Below are 14,926 nucleotides of genomic sequence, written 5' to 3' on the forward strand. Positions count from 1 at the left end.
GCATCATGTCAGTCGAAGAAGCAGTTCCCGAGGAATTTGAAGGGAACGTGACGGCCGATCCGGTCTATTTCCGGATTTTCTTTGCCGCAGTCACACCGGACGGAGCACTTGAATACAAGGATCAGACGTCCGAGAACGGCGCTTTCAGTGCCTCCTTTACCCAACTTACCAATGCAAGCTTTGCCACGGAACGGCTCAACGCATCCGTGACCCAGGAAGGCTACGTTGCCCTGCTTGCGCAAGACAGCGGGTCCGGAAACCTGGCCTATATCCGGGAAAACCGGGACGAAAACGCACCACAGCGTTTTGCTGACCCGCTTGATCTCGGCAAACCGGCCGGCGTTCCAGGTTTCAATGATACGTTGCTGATCAACGGCGTCACCGGTCGGCAGAACATTTTCGTCACAAGTTCGGCGCCGGACAACGCCATCTGGTGGCGCTTCCAGAACAACAACACCGTACAGATGGAAACCATCACGGTGGTCCCGCCGGGCACGACGACACCAATTGAAGTTACGGTACCGGTCGAAATTCCACCGAGCCAGCCCTGGGCGGACTGGCAACAAATGGCAGGGGCACTGCGGAGCCTCGCCGCAACCCAGAATGCCGATGGCCGCATCATTCTCACCGGCATCAATTCGGACAACGTGCCTTATCTGAACTTCCAGTCCACCGACAGGCCGCTTCTGCCGGAGGGCTGGGAAGGTTGGCAAGATATCAGTGGCGGCCTGACCGGCTTCGAACAGCTTGTCCTTTGCATCGACGGCAATGCGCTCGTTCACATCTTTGCCCGCATCGGAAACAAGATTTACATGAAAGCTCAGGACGAAGTCAGTTCACTCGCCTTCTCCGACTGGGCACTGTTTGCAACGTTTGATGCGCCTGTCGGCAGCATGGCCGCTTCCAACTCCTCCAACGGAGGAATTTATCTGGTTGCGCTGACTGTCTCAGGATCCGACAGTCCGGTCTACGCAAGCTACCAGACCAGTTCCGTGGAAACCTCCTGGACGGCTCCACGGGTCATTGCCCATGCGGATGGCGGCAGCACGCTCAAACTTCAGCCGAACGCCAATACGCTCCTGAGCCTTTTCGCCCTCGATCCGGCGTCAAACACGGCTTCCTACCTGCCTCAGATATCGCTTGATCACTGGTCAGCAACCTGGACTTCCCTGGGCGGACCGCTTTCCGTAAGCGCACTGACCCGGGACGTCACGCCGAACACCGAATGACGACCGCGCTTGCGATCGATCTGCCGATGCCGCAGACAGACAAGTCCCTGGCCCCGCGCGCACGCGCGGCGGCCCGGGGCATCACCTACCGGGCCTTGCATTCGGGCGATCTTCCGTTCCTGGCAAGCCTATACCGTTCGACGCGCGAGGCAGAGCTTGCGCGCACTCCATGGACGGAAGCCGATAAGCAGGCCTTTATCGCGATGCAATTCGAGGCCCAGCACAGACATTATCAGGAGCATTATCCTGATGCCCTCTGGCTGGTGATAGAACGAGACGCCAGACCTGTTGGCAGGCTTTACCTGGAACGCTGGACCCGCGAACACCGGATTATCGACATCGCCCTGATATCCGAAGTACAGGGACAAGGCTTTGGCAGCGCCATTCTTCAGGACCTGATGGAAGAGGCGCGAGACGTTGGAAAAGCGCTTTCCATTCATGTCGAAAAGGAAAATCCTGCCATGCGGCTCTATCACCGCCTCGGCTTCGAAAAGCGGGAAGACAAGGGCGTGTATGACCTCATGGAACACCCCTGCCGAACCTGAAGCACCGAGCCCAACCAGCAGACTGCCGCGGCCACCGGCCTGTCAGACAGTGCGCGATCAGGTGAACACGGCTTCATACTGAATGCCGGCTTCCTTTTGCGCGACCGGAACCAGAAACACGTCCTGCTCGCCGAAATCCGGCCGATAGAGCCTGTAGATGGATTGCTCCAGCAATGGCTCCTGCGGACCTTGCCACAACGTGGAAAAAGCCCCTCCCTGCCGCTCGCCGGAGCCCATCAATTTGACCTCCACGAGGGACAACTGGACATCAGCCGGAACCGACCTGACCTCGAACACCTGATCCAGCAGCTTTTCAAAGTCGTGAAGGGTCAGTGTTTTCAAGTCGGTCATCAATTTCTCCAAACCATCTGTCCAAATGTCCCGGCGTCGACGCGGGAGACGAGCAATTAAAAAGTTGTAGTTCAAACTTCCGACAACCGTAAAGGGGCGATTGCAAAACCTGCTGCAAACCTTTTGAGAACAAGGGCGAAGCCCGTCATTCAAGCCGTGCATTCCTCCCGCATTGGCGCAACGCAGGAGGAATGACATCTTCTTTCAAAAGCCAATTCCCGGATCAGCAAGGCACCAGCCCGCCTCCGGTCCGACGTCGTAGCGTTCAGTGATCCACGGGGCTTTCCTCACCAAGCCTTTTCGCCAGCCGGCGCAGAACGGCCTTGTTGCGGCTGGTAACCGTCGAGCGTTTCCAGCCGTATTTTTCGCAGATCCGGGAGAACTTGCCGCCGCCCGCCTTGCACATCACTTCGAACTGCAGGGCGCGGCGCGCATCCGGGTCCTCGATCAGGGAGAACCAGGTGATCGCCTCTTCAGCCCGGCTGATCGCCCGGGGCGGGTAGGTGCGCCGACGCCGGGCGATCTTGCCCTGGCATTCGGGCCAGCTTGCCAGAACCGCCCGCGGTCCGTCACCCTTTCCGGTTACCGCAATCACTTCGACAGCCTCCGTCAACCGGGCCAGGATCTGGTCAGGTACGCTTGTTTCCATATCGTCTCTCTTGAAACTGTAGTGGGACAGAACCGCGCGGCCGCTCAAACGGCCCCACGGCAGCAAAGATGCAGGCCTGAGGCGGTTATTTGCCCTGGCCCTCACGCTCTTTCTGGTAGCCCTCTTCCCACAAGCCGAAATAATCGGCCTTCGGCGGATAAGGATTGTCCTCACGGGACTTGCCTTCCCGGCACGCGGTCGCTCCGCGTTCGAAGGCAAAAATCTGCGCCTTCGTCAGGTAACCGTTCATGTTCAAAACCCCCTCTCTCAAAATACCGGTGAAAGATCCGTCCGGCGCCGCTTCCCCCGAGCGCGGCAAGCCAAGCGTGCAATCCCTGAGCGACTCAATACAGCCGAAGATTGACGGCCGCAGTGTAATCAACCGACACCAACTGACAATAGTGCTCATGCAGCGATCCCCTCCCGGCCCGTTTCCAGGAGTTTGTCAAGTTCGTAGGAGAGCAGAACGGCGAGCGTAAGGGTCGGAGCGGATGGGTTTATATGTCTTGCACTGCCAAGCAACGCCTCCAGATCAATCCTGTCGAACTGGTCCAGAAAACCTCGCCGTTCCACCCAGTCCGGCTTGTTCAAGACAAGCCAGGAAACGGCAGTAAAGCATGGCGCTGACCAGTTCCCCCGGTTCTCCGAGGTGTTGATCAGACCGAAGACGAGGCGCAGATGTTCCGCCCCGTGTTTCGTCAGCAGGGTCTGGCAAGTTCTGCGGGCCTTCGACTGGTGCCGCCCTTGCACCCGTCTGGTGTGGCTGATGAAATGAACGCCATACTCGGCAGCGATCCTGTCGACCAGTCCTCCCGAAGCCATCAGACCCGACCTTTCTTTTCCGCCGCGATACCTTGCACCGCTGCAAAAGCCGCTTCCGCCTTTTCCCTGGCCGTACGCGGCAAATGTTCACTTTTTGTTCTTTTTACGAAGGGCGCCTGCCTCATGTGCTGCCTGCTCCCGACAACACTCGGATTGCCCTTCGGGCTGGAACTGCCGCGCACGTCCCTGCCCTGCTTCAGGTTCCGCAACTCCAGAGTCAGCAACCTGTTGCGCGCTTTTTCCAACGCGAACTCGTCTTCCAGCCGGGCACTCGGTCGTTCCGCCCTGATCCTCAGATGCGCGACCTTTGCCTCCGCTTCCTCAATTTCGTCCTTCAGGTCCCTCATCGGCCGGTCTCCTCTGCCATTTGTCGAAGGATTGTCTGAGCTTCCATCGTCACTCCCACGCATTCACTTGATGACTCAAATTTCGTACGCTTATTGCGTACATATGTCAACTGGACTCCGTACGTTTTTACTGCTAACACGTATGCATCTTACGTGACCTGGTGACCGAATTATGGATATGGACGAACAATCTGCAGTCTCCCGCCAGCTTGTGGACCTGAAGGACCGCAGTGGCCTGTCGATCCGCGCCATCGCACGGGCCATGGGCTATCAGAACGCCTCTTCCATCCAGCGCTACTTCAGCGCCGACTACCTGAAACCTGCACTGCCGTCGGATTTCGTGGCGAAGCTTCTCCCTGTCCTCCTGGGCAAGGGCGAGCAACCGATCACCCGGGAAGACATTCTTGCGCTCGCCCCCGATTCCATCACCGATCTGGATGCCTCCAGCGCACCCTCAAGAGCCGCCACACCTCTGGAGATCAAGGGCCAGGTGGCTGCCGGCCTCTGGATGGAGTCCGGACTGTTCGAGACGGACGCCACCAAGAAAACCAGTTTCGCGGGAGACCTTCGCTTTCCGAGCGAAAGCCAATATCTGTTGCAAATCAATGGCGAAAGCCTCAACCGGATCGCCTGGAGCGGCGATTTGATCCTGTGCGTCGACTATCTGGAAGCCGGCATCGAGATCAAGTCGGGAGACCTTGCCGTCGTGGAGCGGACCAGAGACGGTGGCCATACCATCGAACGCACCGCCAAGCGGATCATTCGCCGGAACGGCCAGATAGAACTGCAACCGGAATCCGACGATCCGCGCTTTCAGGAGCCGGTGATTTTCAACGAGCACGATGAAGAAGCAACGGAAGTCCGCATCATAGCCAAGGTATTGAGCGTCATCCGGCAGGTCGTCTAGCGCCGCCGACCCCGCCTCCACTTCTTCTCAGGCCGAATTCGGCCCGCCCCCTCGCGCATTTCGCGCAACCGGTCTACCGCGACCGATCACGTCTTGACGCGACGCCAACACTTCGGGGCGGTCATACGCTTTTGTCATATAGCCGATTAACGAAGATTTGACATGTACGCAATTTGCGTATACGCTTTCAACGTATTTTAGATGGAGGCTTTTTTGGCTTTGAACCTCGACATGTCGTTCTATTCAGTGATTTGCGAACTCGGAAACTGCTTCTATACGCCGGAAACCGATCTGGCAGACATGAGCCTGCACAGGATCATCGAGGATCTTCAGGCCGGGCAACTCGAGAAGGTTCAGGCGGTTCTGGAATTCAATCCCGCGGAAGGCTGGTGCAACGACATCACCAGCGCGGTCCTGTCCGCCGCCTTCCCCGAGATCGGGGAAGACGATGAGGAAACCGCGGAAAACTGGTCAGACTATCGAACCGAACGTCTGGCCGCCCGGCTTGCCGGTGTCACCGCCAGGGTCGCGGCCTGACGCCGAAAGACAAGGCGAAGCGCCTGCCGGTGGTCAGACGGCAGCAAGCAGGTGCCGCGCCCTGGAGAGCCGGCTTTTCACCGTCCCGACGGCCACACCCGTCTGCTTGGCAATTTGCCCGGTGGACAGGCCCGAAAACACCCGCAATTCGAGAGCATCCCTGTCTTCCGGCCGAAGTCCGGCGATGCCCCTGGCAACGTCTTCCAGCTCCAGATGCTTTTCCTGAGCGGGCGCTGCCTGGGTTTCCTGAAGCCAGTCCTCGATGGGCAGGTGGTCACCCCGCCGGGCAAGCCATTTGCGTTCGTCGCGATAGGCATTGCGGGCAATCGTGAACAGCCAGCGGCGCAGCTGCGTACCGCAGTGGAAGCTGGCGTGATGCCGCAGCGCCTTTTCCAGCGAGGTCTGCATCAGATCATCGCCGGCTTCAGGGTTTCGCGTAAGAGAGCGGGCGTATCTGCGCAGATGCGGGATTTCGCTCTGAAGGTCTCTGGTGAAGTCGTCCTTGGTGCAGGCCATCGTGACATTCCTGTTCTGCTGTTTCTGGACGAGATGTAAGACGTGACGGTGTTGGCAGAAGCACGCTCAAGACCTTGTCATCGCGGTTTGAAAAACAGATGCAAAACGGCCTCTTCAGCTCCCTCGCCTTTCACGGATCGGTGAGCCGGGCACCTCTTGCCGAATGATCATGATGAACGCGTGCGTGGAGTGAAAACACGCACCTCGCAAGGCCTGAACCCTCTCACAGGGCCTCATGTTTTTGTGTTGATGTTATTACCGCCACCGCCGCAACCGATCAGCATTCGTGTCGTTGTTCCCGGCATGAACAGCCTGCGGGGCAAACAGCGCTCTGCAGTCATTCATGAGTTTAAACAGACACATGGAGCAAGATCATGCGTACTTCCAAGAAAATTCTGTCGACCCTGCTGACCGCAGCCTTTGTATCCGGCGCGCTGGCCGGCAACGCCTTCGCCATCGACCCGGACGATACCCGCGGCGATCTCAATGGCGACAAGCCTGTCTCCGTCCGCATCCAGCAGACCGTCAATGCAAAGGCTCTGGCTGAAGCGCGCAGCGGCAATCTGCTGATCCTGCCGGTTGTCGGCAGTTACAATGGCGAAGAGCGGCTGACAGTTGCCCAGCAACAGGTCGCCGGTGCAAGGGCACAGGGCGCCAGGGCGAAGAAGCCGCTGCATATCCTGCCTTTCCAGGGCGACTGGAACGGTACAGCAAAAGCCGGTTTCCCGCACAAGTAAGGTCTTTTCAAACCTTCCAAGAAAGGGCCGCGCGTTTAGCGCGGCCTTTCTCGTTTTTCGGCCGGGACTATCTGCTTCGCCGGTGCTCGCGTGGCGACTGGCCGAATTCCTGCCGGTAGGCTCGGGTCATTGCACTCGCGTTGCGATAGCCGCAACGCTCCGCAATTTCCGCAATCCCCAGCATGGTCAATTCCACAAGCCGGCGCGCCTCGCGCAGGCGGATCGCCTTGTAGACCCCCAGTGGCGTCATCGACATTTCCCGCTGGAACCGGTGCTCCAGGGTACGCTGGTCCACCTTCAGCTGCCGGGCAAGATCTTCAATCGGCATCGGTGCCTCGATGGTCCGCCGCATCAGCGCAGTCGCGCTGCGCACCAGGGCATCCGCCGACAAACGCTTGTGCGGATCGTGCATGTCCAGCTTGTCGCCATACATGAACAGGGCTGCCACCTCGAGCGCGAACATCGGGCTGTGATGCCGCTTGATCAGTTCCAGCGCCAGTTCGAATGTGGTCGACGCCCCGCCGCAGGTACAGATGTTGCCATCAAGTACAAAACGGTCCTCCACTGCATCGACATCCGGAAATCTTTCGGCAAATCCCGTAAGTTCATCCCAGTGGATCGTTGCCTTGCGTCCCTCCAGCAAACCGGCGGCCGCCAACAGCCATGCGCCGGTATCCATGCCGACCAACGTGCCGAACCGTTGCCTTGCGGCCTTCAAGGCGCGCACGGTTGACTGACCTGCAAAAGCCTCGAAACCGTAGCTCGGCATGATGAAGAGATAATCACCACCAGGCTTTGCCTCCGACCAGGCAGACGTCGCCACCGGCAGACCGCTGGATGACGTGACGGTCCCTCCGGCAAGGCTCACGTGCTGCCAGGAATAAAGCTGCTTTCGGGCAATCGTGTTTGCTGCCCGGAACGGCTCGATTGCATTCGCCAGGCAGTGGTTCGAAAAGCTTTCGAACAACAGCACGCAGATTTTTCGAACCGAATTCGATTTTTGTGAAATCGGCATGATTTCAAACCAAAATTGCACAATGGAGCAAGCCCGTTTGTCTCACTCTCGTCGGCCTGAGGCAAGAGGAGATTCCGATGCATTTTGGGCTGAGCGAAGAACAGGAGATGATCGTCTCCACGGTCCGGTCCTTCGTTGAAAACGAGATTTACCCGCATGAGGAACTTGTCGAGAAGACGGGCCAGGTGCCCGCCGAACTCGGCGAGGAGATCAAGCGCAAATGTATCGATCTCGGCTTCTACGCCTGTAACTTCCCGGAAGAAGTGGGCGGTGCCGGCCTGAGCCATCTTGATTTCACCCTGGTGGAACGGGAACTGGGGCGCGGATCGATGGCGCTGAACCACTTTTTCGGCCGTCCCCAGAACATCCTGATGGCCTGCAAGGGCGAGCAGATCGAGCGCTACCTTCTGCCGGCCGTGCGCGGCGAGAAGATGGACGCGCTGGCCATGACCGAACCCGATGCCGGCTCGGATGTGCGCGGCATGAAATGCCAGGCGGTGCGCGACGGAGGAGACTGGGTGGTCTCCGGCTCCAAGCATTTCATCTCCGGCGCCGAACACGCGGATTTCTTCATCGTGTTTGTGGCGACAGGCGTTGACGAGACACCAAAAGGCCCCAAGAAGCGCATCACCTGTTTTCTGGTCGACCGGGGCACACCCGGCTTCGAGGTGCGCGACGGCTATCGCTCCGTCAGCCATCGGGGCTACAAGAACTGCATTCTTTATTTCGACAATTGCCGCCTGCCGGACAGCCAGGTGCTCGGCGAAGTCGACGGTGGCTTCGAGGTGATGAACGAATGGCTTTATGCCACCCGTCTGACGGTTGCCACCATGAGCGTTGGCCGGGCCCGCCGCTGTTTCGACTATGCGGTGAACTATGCCGCCGAGCGCAAGCAGTTCGGCCAGGCGATCGCCAAGTTCCAGGGCGTCAGCTTCCAGGTCGCCGACATGATCACCGAGATCGATGCTGCCGACTGGTTGACGCTTGCCGGAGCCTGGCGTCTCGACCAGGGTTTGCCCGCCAACCGCGAGATTGCGAGTGCCAAGGTTTACGCGACCGAAATGCTGGCGCGCGTCACCGACACGACGCTGCAGATCTTCGGCGGCATGGGTTTGATGGACGACTTCCCCATTGAACGTTTCTGGCGCGACGCCCGCGTGGAAAGGATCTGGGATGGCACCAGCGAGATCCAGCGCCACATCATCAGTCGCGACATCTTCCGCCCGCTCGGAGCCTGATCCATGCGCTCACTCGAACGCCTGCTCCGGCCACGCACGGTCGCTGTTATCGGTGGCGGTTCCTGGTGCCGGAACGTGCTCAGGGAATGCCGCAAGGCCGGTTTTGAGGGTGATCTCTGGCCGATCCACCCGAGCCGTGAAGAGATCGACGGCTGCAGGGCCTATGCCACCGTGGAAGATCTTCCCACCGCCCCCGACGCGGTCTTTATCGGCGTCAACCGGCACGTGACGGTCGAGATTGTCCGCTCGCTTTCGCGCCTCGGTGCCGGTGGTGCCATCTGCTTTGCCTCCGGTTTCAGCGAAGCAATCCGGGAGCTTGCCGACGGCGCGGATCTTCAGGCCGCCCTGATCGAGGCGGCAGGCGAGATGCCGATCCTCGGTCCCAACTGCTATGGCTTTCTCAATGCGCTCGACGGCGCGGCCCTGTGGCCGGATCAGCATGGCCTGACCCCGGTCGACCGCGGTGTTGCGATCATCGCGCAATCGTCCAACATCGCGCTGAACCTGACCATGCAGACACGCGGCCTGCCGATTGCCTATCTGATGACCGCCGGCAACCAGGCCCAGACGGGCCTGTCCGCCATTGGCAGCGCCCTCCTGGACGATGACCGGGTCACCGCCATCGGTCTGCACATCGAAGGGCTCGATGATCTTGCCGCCTTTGAGGCTTTCGCACGCAAGGCGCACGCACTCGGCAAGCCGGTCGTGGCCGTCAAGGTTGGCAGATCCGAGGCCGCCCAGGCCGCAACGGTCTCCCATACGGCCGCCCTCGCCGGCAGCACGGCTGGTTCCGACGCTCTTTTCAACCGGCTGGGCATTGCCCGGGTCGGCAGCCTGACAGCCCTTCTGGAAACCCTGAAACTGGTCCACGTCGCAGGCCCTTTGCCGAGCACCAACATCGTGTCCATGTCCTGCTCGGGCGGTGAAGCCAGCCTGATTGCCGACACCGCCGTCGGCCGTCAGATCACTTTCCCGCCGCTCGTTCCCGCGCAAAGAATAGCGCTGTCAGAGGCCCTCGGGCCCAAGGTCGCTCTCGCCAATCCACTCGACTACCACACCTACATCTGGGGTGACGGCGAGGCCATGACCCGGTGCTACACTGCCATGATGCAGGCGGACATCGCCCTTGGCATCGTCATTCTCGATATTCCGAGAATGGATCGCTGTGACCCGGAAGACTGGTTGAAGGTGATCGAGCCGGTGGAAGCGGCGATGAAAGCTTCCGGCAAACCGATGGCGATCCTGAGTTCGCTCCCCGAAACCATGCCGGAAACCTTTGCAGCCGATCTGATGAAGCGTGGTCTCGTGCCTCTCTGCGGGCTGGACGATGCACTGACGGCCATTGAGGCGGCTGCCTTTCTGGCAAGACCACTTTCGCCGGAACCGATCCGGGTTCCCCAAGCTGTCGCTGATCCCCGCCTTCTTTCCGAGCACGAGGCAAAAGCCTTGCTGCAAAAGCATGGCCTCAAGGTTCCCGCGAGCACATTTGCAGATGGTCCGGAAGCGGCAGCACGGGCTGCCGAAGATATCGGATACCCGGTGGTGCTGAAGGGCACCGGCATTGCCCACAAGACCGAAGCCGGAGCAGTCGCCCTCAATCTGCAATCGGCTTGCGAGGTTCACTCCGTCGCAAGCGGGATGCCGACCTCGTCGTTTCTGGTGGAAGAGATGATTACCGCCAGCCTTGGCGAACTGCTTGTCGGCATTGTGCGGGATCCGGCTCACGGCTACGTCCTGACGCTCGCAGCAGGCGGCATCCTGACCGAACTTCTGGAAGACAGCACTTCGCTGATCGTTCCAGCGGGCGAGGACGAGATCAAGAAGGCCCTTGAAAATCTGAAGATCGGCCGTGTCCTGACCGGATATCGCGGCAAGCCGCCTTGCGATCTGGAAGCGATTGTTGAAGCTGTGCAGGCAGTGCAGAGCTTTGTTCTGTCGGCACCGGTCGAAGAAGTAGAAATCAACCCGTTGCTCTGCGGTGCGGACTTTGCCGTCGCCGCCGATGCACTGGTAAGAATGGGAGGGAACTGATGGAAAACCCCATCAAGACCGAAAGACGCGGCCACATACTGGCTGTCACGCTCGACCGGCCAAAGGCCAACGCCATTGACCTGATGACCAGCCGGATCATGGGAGACGTCTTCACCGACTTCCGGGACGATCCGGACCTGCGCGTTGCCATCGTGACCGGTGCCGGAGAAAAATTCTTCTGCCCCGGCTGGGACCTGAAGGCGGCCGCAGGTGGCGATGCCGTCGACGGAGATTACGGCAAGGGTGGTTTCGGTGGCCTGCAGGAGCTGCGCGGCCTGAACAAGCCAGTCATAGCAGCCGTCAACGGCATTTGCTGTGGCGGCGGGCTCGAGCTTGCCCTGTCTGCCGATATTATCCTGGCGGCGGAGCACGCCTCTTTGGCCCTGCCGGAAATTCGCTCAGGCACCGTGGCCGATGCCGCCAGCATCAAGCTGCCGAAGCGCATTCCCTATCACATCGCCATGGAAATGCTGCTGACCGGCCGCTGGATCGAAGCAGAGGAAGCCGCTCGCTGGGGCCTGATCAACCACATCTATCCTGGAAAGGACCTGATGGCGGAAGCCTGGAAATTGGCCGAGCTGCTCGCTTCCGGTCCCCCGCTTGTCTATGCGGCGCTGAAGGAAATCGTGCGCGAGGCAGAAGACATGAAGTTCCAGGACGCGCTCAACCGCATCACCGGAAGCCAGTTCGAAACAGTCGAAAAGCTCTATCGCTCTGAAGACCAGAAGGAAGGCGCCCGCGCCTTTGCCGAAAAACGAGACCCGGTCTGGAAGGGCCGCTAGATCATCCTGCGTCGGCATGAACGCCATCAAGATGACCTGACACGCTAAAAACAATCAGTTTCCGGCAGTTCAATCGGTTTCGGTTGAACTGTCGCTGATCCAGGAGAACCAAATGCCATTGACCATGAACCGCGAAGTCTTCATCACCTGCGCCGTCACCGGGTCGGGCGGTACCCAGGACAAGTCTCCACATGTGCCGCGCAGCCCGAAGCAGATCGCCGACAGCGCCATCGACGCCGCCAAGGCGGGGGCAGCCGTCGTGCATTGCCACGTGCGCGATCCGGAAACCGGCACCCCCTCCCGCCGGCTTGACCTCTACCGGGAAGTCACGGATCTCATCCGCGCCGCCGATGTGGATGTGGTCCTGAACCTCACCGCAGGCATGGGCGGCGACATCGTGTTCGGATCCACGGAAAGCCCGTTGCCGCTGGTTGAAAAGGGAACCGACATGGTCGGCGCAACGGAGCGCATGGCCCATATTCGCGAGTGCCTGCCTGAAATCTGCACGCTCGACTGCGGCACCATGAATTTCGCCGAAGCCGACTATGTCATGACCAACACCCCCGGCATGCTGCGCGCCATGGGGGCCATGATGACCGAACTTGGCGTGAAACCGGAAATCGAAGCCTTCGACACCGGCCACCTCTGGTTTGCCAAGCAGCTCGTCAAGGAAGGCACGCTTGCCTCTCCGGCATTGGTGCAGCTGTGCATGGGTGTGCCCTGGGGCGCGCCGAACGACCTCAACACCTTCATGGCCATGGTCAACGCCATTCCGGATGACTGGGCCTGGTCGGCCTTCAGTCTCGGCCGCGATCAGATGCCCTATGTCGCGGCCTCCATCCTGGCCGGTGGCAACGTCCGTGTTGGCCTCGAGGACAACATCTTCCTTGAAAAAGGCGTTCTTGCCACCAATGCACAGCTGGTCGAGAAGGCCGTCGGCGTTGTCGAAGGCATGGGTGCCAAGATCATCGGCCCGCAGGCCGTTCGTGAAAAGCTTGGCCTGACCAAACGTGCGCCGGTGAGCACCTGACATGAGCCGCAGGATCCTCGTCACGGCCGGAGCGTCCGGGATCGGCCGCGCCATTGCGGAACGCTTCCTGGCAGACGGAGACGAAGTCGCGATCTGTGATGCGGATCCTGCAGCCGTTTCCGCATTCTCGCAAGCCAATGGCAACGCGATCGCTGCTGTTGCCGATGTCACCAGCGAAGCGGAAATGTCCGCGTTCCTGAACGACCTCGAACACCGCTGGAAAGGCATCGACGTGGTTTGCGCCAATGCCGGCACCGGCGGTCCTGCAGGGGCGATCGAGACGCTGGACTACGCGGAGTGGCAACGCTGCGTCGCGACCAATCTCCACGGAGCCTTCCTGACCTGCCGCTGGGCGGCCAGAGTGCTGAAAGCTCAGGGGCACGGTCTGATCACGCTCACCTCGTCGACCGCCGGACTTTACGGTTACCCGTTCCGCTCGCCCTACGCCTCCGCCAAATGGGCGATTGTCGGCCTCACCAAGACGCTCGCAATGGAGCTCGGCCCCCACGGCATTCGCGTCAACGCGGTTTGCCCGGGCGCGGTGGAAGGGGAGCGGATGGATCGGGTCGTCGCGATGGAAGCCAGGGCGCGCGGCGAGACCGAAGAGGCCATTCGAGAAAGCTACGTCAAGGGTGTTTCACTCAAGACCTGGGTCACTGCCCAGGATGTAGCAAACACCATTCACTTTCTGGCGTCCGAAGCAGGCGCCCGCATTTCAGGACAGATCCTGGCCATCGACGGCCACACGGAGACACTTGCACCATGACCCAAAAAGCATGCATCGTCGGCGGCGGCGTGATCGGTGGCGGCTGGGCCGCCCGTTTCCTTTTGAACGGTTGGGACGTTGCCGTCTTCGACCCCGACCCGGAAGCCGAACGCAAGATCGGCGAAGTCATCGACAATGCGCGCCGCAGCCTGCCCGCGCTCTATGACAAGCGCCTGCCGGACGAAGGCAACCTGTCGTTCCATTCAGATCTTGCCGAGGCAGCCGCTGGTGCTGACTGGGTGCAGGAAAGCGTTCCCGAACGCCTTGACCTCAAGCACAAGGTCCTGGGCAGCCTGACGGAGCTCGCGCCCAAGACCGCCGTCATCGGCTCGTCGACATCCGGCTTCAAGCCGTCCGAACTGACCAGCGAAGGCGCGCGCGCCGTCGTCGCCCACCCGTTCAACCCGGTCTATCTGCTGCCGCTGGTGGAACTTGTCGGTGATGCGGCCGAAACCGCTCGCGCGGCCGAGGTCCTGCGCAGCATCGGCATGTTCCCGCTTCATGTCCGCAAGGAGATCGACGCCCACATTGCCGACCGGTTCCTGGAAGCTGTCTGGCGCGAGGCGCTCTGGCTGGTGAAGGACGGCATTGCCACGACCGAAGAAATTGACGAGGCAATCCGCATGGGCTTCGGTCTGCGCTGGGCACAGATGGGCCTTTTTGAGACCTATCGTATCGCCGGCGGGGAAGCCGGCATGAAGCACTTCATGGCCCAGTTCGGTCCATGCCTCTCCTGGCCCTGGACCAAATTGATGGACGTGCCGGAGTTCACCGACGAGCTGGTCGACCTGATCGCCGGTCAGTCCGATGCGCAGTCCGGCCACCGCTCCATTCGCGAGCTGGAACGCCTGCGCGACGACAATCTCGTCGGCATGATGCGAGCGCTAAAGAAAAGCGGCAGCGGTGCAGGCGGCGTTCTCAACACCCATGAACGGGCTTTGGCGGCACCGGCGGAGGCTGAACTGCCGATCACGGGAGACCGCCAGATCCCGCAGAGCTGGACCGATTACAACGGCCACATGAACGAGGCTCACTACCTGGAAGCAGGTGCTGCCGCAACCGACCGGTTCATGGAGCTTATCGGTGCGGATGCCGACTATATCGCATCCGGCAAGAGCTACTTCACCGTTGAAAATCACCTGCGCTACCTGGACGAGCTTCTGGCGGGTGAACGCCTGACGGTCACGACCCAGGTGCTCCAGGGGGAAGGCAAAAAGATGCAGCTGTTCCACTTCCTGAAAAACGCTGACGGCAAACTTGCCGCGACCATGGAGACCCTTCTGCTCCATGTCGATCTCAACACCCGCGCCAGTTCCCTGCCGGGAGCGGAAGTCGGCGAGAAGCTCAAGGCCTTCGCCGACGCCCACAAGGCCCTGCCTTTTCCGGAAGGTGCCGGCCGCTTCGTCGGACAGAAGGCGGTCTGA

At 60.4% G+C, this 14,926-nt stretch carries 18 protein-coding genes; 11 read left to right on the forward strand and 7 right to left on the reverse strand.

The genetic code is table 11. The annotated features are described in order from the left end of the window. Window positions 1-5 precede the first annotated feature (5 nt). Window positions 6-1,229, forward strand: coding sequence for a hypothetical protein (locus J7447_RS12285; protein WP_209169728.1), 1,224 nt, complete (start codon window positions 6-8; stop codon window positions 1,227-1,229). Further along, window positions 1,226-1,774 (forward strand): GNAT family N-acetyltransferase, encoded by a 549-nt coding sequence (locus tag J7447_RS12290; RefSeq protein WP_286189127.1) that lies wholly within the window; start codon window positions 1,226-1,228, stop codon window positions 1,772-1,774. The genes J7447_RS12285 and J7447_RS12290 overlap by 4 nt, the downstream gene beginning before the upstream one ends. A gap of 57 nt (window positions 1,775-1,831) precedes the next feature. On the opposite strand, the gene J7447_RS12295 is transcribed toward J7447_RS12290, so the two are convergent. From J7447_RS12295 to J7447_RS12315, 5 genes are all read right to left on the reverse strand, one after another. Then, complete coding sequence (locus tag J7447_RS12295; RefSeq protein ID WP_209169729.1) at window positions 1,832-2,125, reverse strand: hypothetical protein; 294 nt, start codon at window positions 2,123-2,125, stop codon at window positions 1,832-1,834. Between the two features lie 265 nt (window positions 2,126-2,390). Next, window positions 2,391-2,774, reverse strand: coding sequence for a DUF6362 family protein (locus tag J7447_RS12300; RefSeq protein ID WP_023000401.1), 384 nt, complete (start codon window positions 2,772-2,774; stop codon window positions 2,391-2,393). An 85-nt stretch (window positions 2,775-2,859) separates the two neighbouring features. Beyond that, complete coding sequence (locus tag J7447_RS12305) at window positions 2,860-3,024, reverse strand: hypothetical protein (protein ID WP_023000400.1); 165 nt, start codon at window positions 3,022-3,024, stop codon at window positions 2,860-2,862. 155 nt (window positions 3,025-3,179) lie between these two features. Then, entirely contained in the window at window positions 3,180-3,596 is a 417-nt protein-coding gene (locus J7447_RS12310; protein WP_209169730.1) for a hypothetical protein, read from the reverse strand. After that, entirely contained in the window at window positions 3,596-3,943 is a 348-nt protein-coding gene (locus J7447_RS12315) for a hypothetical protein (protein WP_209169731.1), read from the reverse strand. The genes J7447_RS12310 and J7447_RS12315 overlap by 1 nt, the downstream gene beginning before the upstream one ends. A gap of 178 nt (window positions 3,944-4,121) precedes the next feature. On the opposite strand from J7447_RS12315, the gene J7447_RS12320 reads away from it, so the two are divergent. Then, complete coding sequence (locus J7447_RS12320) at window positions 4,122-4,850, forward strand: S24 family peptidase (protein ID WP_173017329.1); 729 nt, start codon at window positions 4,122-4,124, stop codon at window positions 4,848-4,850. A 213-nt stretch (window positions 4,851-5,063) separates the two neighbouring features. Next, window positions 5,064-5,387, forward strand: coding sequence for a hypothetical protein (locus J7447_RS12325; RefSeq protein ID WP_209169732.1), 324 nt, complete (start codon window positions 5,064-5,066; stop codon window positions 5,385-5,387). Window positions 5,388-5,420: 33 nt separating this feature from the next. Here the strand turns inward: J7447_RS12325 and J7447_RS12330 are convergent, their stop codons facing one another. Further along, entirely contained in the window at window positions 5,421-5,903 is a 483-nt protein-coding gene (locus J7447_RS12330; protein ID WP_023000395.1) for a sigma-70 family RNA polymerase sigma factor, read from the reverse strand. A 374-nt stretch (window positions 5,904-6,277) separates the two neighbouring features. Between J7447_RS12330 and J7447_RS12335 the strand changes: the two genes are divergently transcribed. Continuing rightward, window positions 6,278-6,640, forward strand: a complete 363-nt coding sequence (locus tag J7447_RS12335; RefSeq protein ID WP_023000394.1) for a hypothetical protein — start codon at window positions 6,278-6,280, stop codon at window positions 6,638-6,640. Window positions 6,641-6,707: 67 nt separating this feature from the next. Here J7447_RS12335 and J7447_RS12340 read toward each other — a convergent pair whose 3' ends face one another. Then, window positions 6,708-7,655 (reverse strand): helix-turn-helix domain-containing protein, encoded by a 948-nt coding sequence (locus tag J7447_RS12340; protein ID WP_077293501.1) that lies wholly within the window; start codon window positions 7,653-7,655, stop codon window positions 6,708-6,710. Window positions 7,656-7,732: 77 nt separating this feature from the next. On the opposite strand from J7447_RS12340, the gene J7447_RS12345 reads away from it, so the two are divergent. The 6 genes from J7447_RS12345 (at window position 7,733) to J7447_RS12370 (ending at window position 14,926) form a co-directional block, all read left to right on the forward strand. Further along, complete coding sequence (locus tag J7447_RS12345; RefSeq protein ID WP_023000392.1) at window positions 7,733-8,893, forward strand: acyl-CoA dehydrogenase family protein; 1,161 nt, start codon at window positions 7,733-7,735, stop codon at window positions 8,891-8,893. Window positions 8,894-8,896: 3 nt separating this feature from the next. Then, window positions 8,897-10,924 (forward strand): acetate--CoA ligase family protein, encoded by a 2,028-nt coding sequence (locus J7447_RS12350; RefSeq protein ID WP_209169733.1) that lies wholly within the window; start codon window positions 8,897-8,899, stop codon window positions 10,922-10,924. Continuing rightward, on the forward strand, window positions 10,924-11,706 hold the full coding sequence (locus tag J7447_RS12355) for a carnitinyl-CoA dehydratase (protein ID WP_209169734.1): 783 nt from the start codon (window positions 10,924-10,926) through the stop codon (window positions 11,704-11,706). The genes J7447_RS12350 and J7447_RS12355 overlap by 1 nt, the downstream gene beginning before the upstream one ends. A 112-nt stretch (window positions 11,707-11,818) precedes the next feature. Further along, the gene (locus J7447_RS12360) at window positions 11,819-12,736 is read left to right on the forward strand and encodes a 3-keto-5-aminohexanoate cleavage protein (RefSeq protein WP_209169735.1); all 918 of its coding nucleotides are present in this window, start codon (window positions 11,819-11,821) and stop codon (window positions 12,734-12,736) included. 1 nt (window position 12,737) lies between these two features. Then, the gene (locus J7447_RS12365; protein WP_209169736.1) at window positions 12,738-13,502 is read left to right on the forward strand and encodes an SDR family oxidoreductase; all 765 of its coding nucleotides are present in this window, start codon (window positions 12,738-12,740) and stop codon (window positions 13,500-13,502) included. After that, entirely contained in the window at window positions 13,499-14,926 is a 1,428-nt protein-coding gene (locus J7447_RS12370) for a carnitine 3-dehydrogenase (RefSeq protein ID WP_168692487.1), read from the forward strand. The genes J7447_RS12365 and J7447_RS12370 overlap by 4 nt, the downstream gene beginning before the upstream one ends.

It is taken from the genome of Labrenzia sp. R5_0 (genome assembly GCF_017743835.1).
Lineage (GTDB): Bacteria > Pseudomonadota > Alphaproteobacteria > Rhizobiales > Stappiaceae > Roseibium > Roseibium algicola.

Bases quoted from the DNA above. Each gene is read 5' to 3' on its own strand.
- J7447_RS12310 (WP_209169730.1), bottom strand. From the start codon at position 3,596: ATGGCTTCGGGAGGACTGGTCGACAGGATCGCTGCCGAGTATGGCGTT.
- J7447_RS12365 (WP_209169736.1), top strand. From the start codon at position 12,738: ATGAGCCGCAGGATCCTCGTCACGGCCGGAGCGTCCGGGATCGGCCGC.
- J7447_RS12335 (WP_023000394.1), top strand. From the start codon at position 6,278: ATGCGTACTTCCAAGAAAATTCTGTCGACCCTGCTGACCGCAGCCTTT.
- J7447_RS12315 (WP_209169731.1), bottom strand. From the start codon at position 3,943: ATGAGGGACCTGAAGGACGAAATTGAGGAAGCGGAGGCAAAGGTCGCG.
- J7447_RS12330 (WP_023000395.1), bottom strand. From the start codon at position 5,903: ATGGCCTGCACCAAGGACGACTTCACCAGAGACCTTCAGAGCGAAATC.
- J7447_RS12320 (WP_173017329.1), top strand. From the start codon at position 4,122: ATGGACGAACAATCTGCAGTCTCCCGCCAGCTTGTGGACCTGAAGGAC.
- J7447_RS12295 (WP_209169729.1), bottom strand. From the start codon at position 2,125: ATGACCGACTTGAAAACACTGACCCTTCACGACTTTGAAAAGCTGCTG.
- J7447_RS12290 (WP_286189127.1), top strand. From the start codon at position 1,226: ATGACGACCGCGCTTGCGATCGATCTGCCGATGCCGCAGACAGACAAG.
- J7447_RS12345 (WP_023000392.1), top strand. From the start codon at position 7,733: ATGCATTTTGGGCTGAGCGAAGAACAGGAGATGATCGTCTCCACGGTC.
- J7447_RS12370 (WP_168692487.1), top strand. From the start codon at position 13,499: ATGACCCAAAAAGCATGCATCGTCGGCGGCGGCGTGATCGGTGGCGGC.
- J7447_RS12360 (WP_209169735.1), top strand. From the start codon at position 11,819: ATGCCATTGACCATGAACCGCGAAGTCTTCATCACCTGCGCCGTCACC.
- J7447_RS12305 (WP_023000400.1), bottom strand. From the start codon at position 3,024: ATGAACGGTTACCTGACGAAGGCGCAGATTTTTGCCTTCGAACGCGGA.
- J7447_RS12300 (WP_023000401.1), bottom strand. From the start codon at position 2,774: ATGGAAACAAGCGTACCTGACCAGATCCTGGCCCGGTTGACGGAGGCT.
- J7447_RS12355 (WP_209169734.1), top strand. From the start codon at position 10,924: ATGGAAAACCCCATCAAGACCGAAAGACGCGGCCACATACTGGCTGTC.
- J7447_RS12340 (WP_077293501.1), bottom strand. From the start codon at position 7,655: ATGCCGATTTCACAAAAATCGAATTCGGTTCGAAAAATCTGCGTGCTG.
- J7447_RS12285 (WP_209169728.1), top strand. From the start codon at position 6: ATGTCAGTCGAAGAAGCAGTTCCCGAGGAATTTGAAGGGAACGTGACG.
- J7447_RS12350 (WP_209169733.1), top strand. From the start codon at position 8,897: ATGCGCTCACTCGAACGCCTGCTCCGGCCACGCACGGTCGCTGTTATC.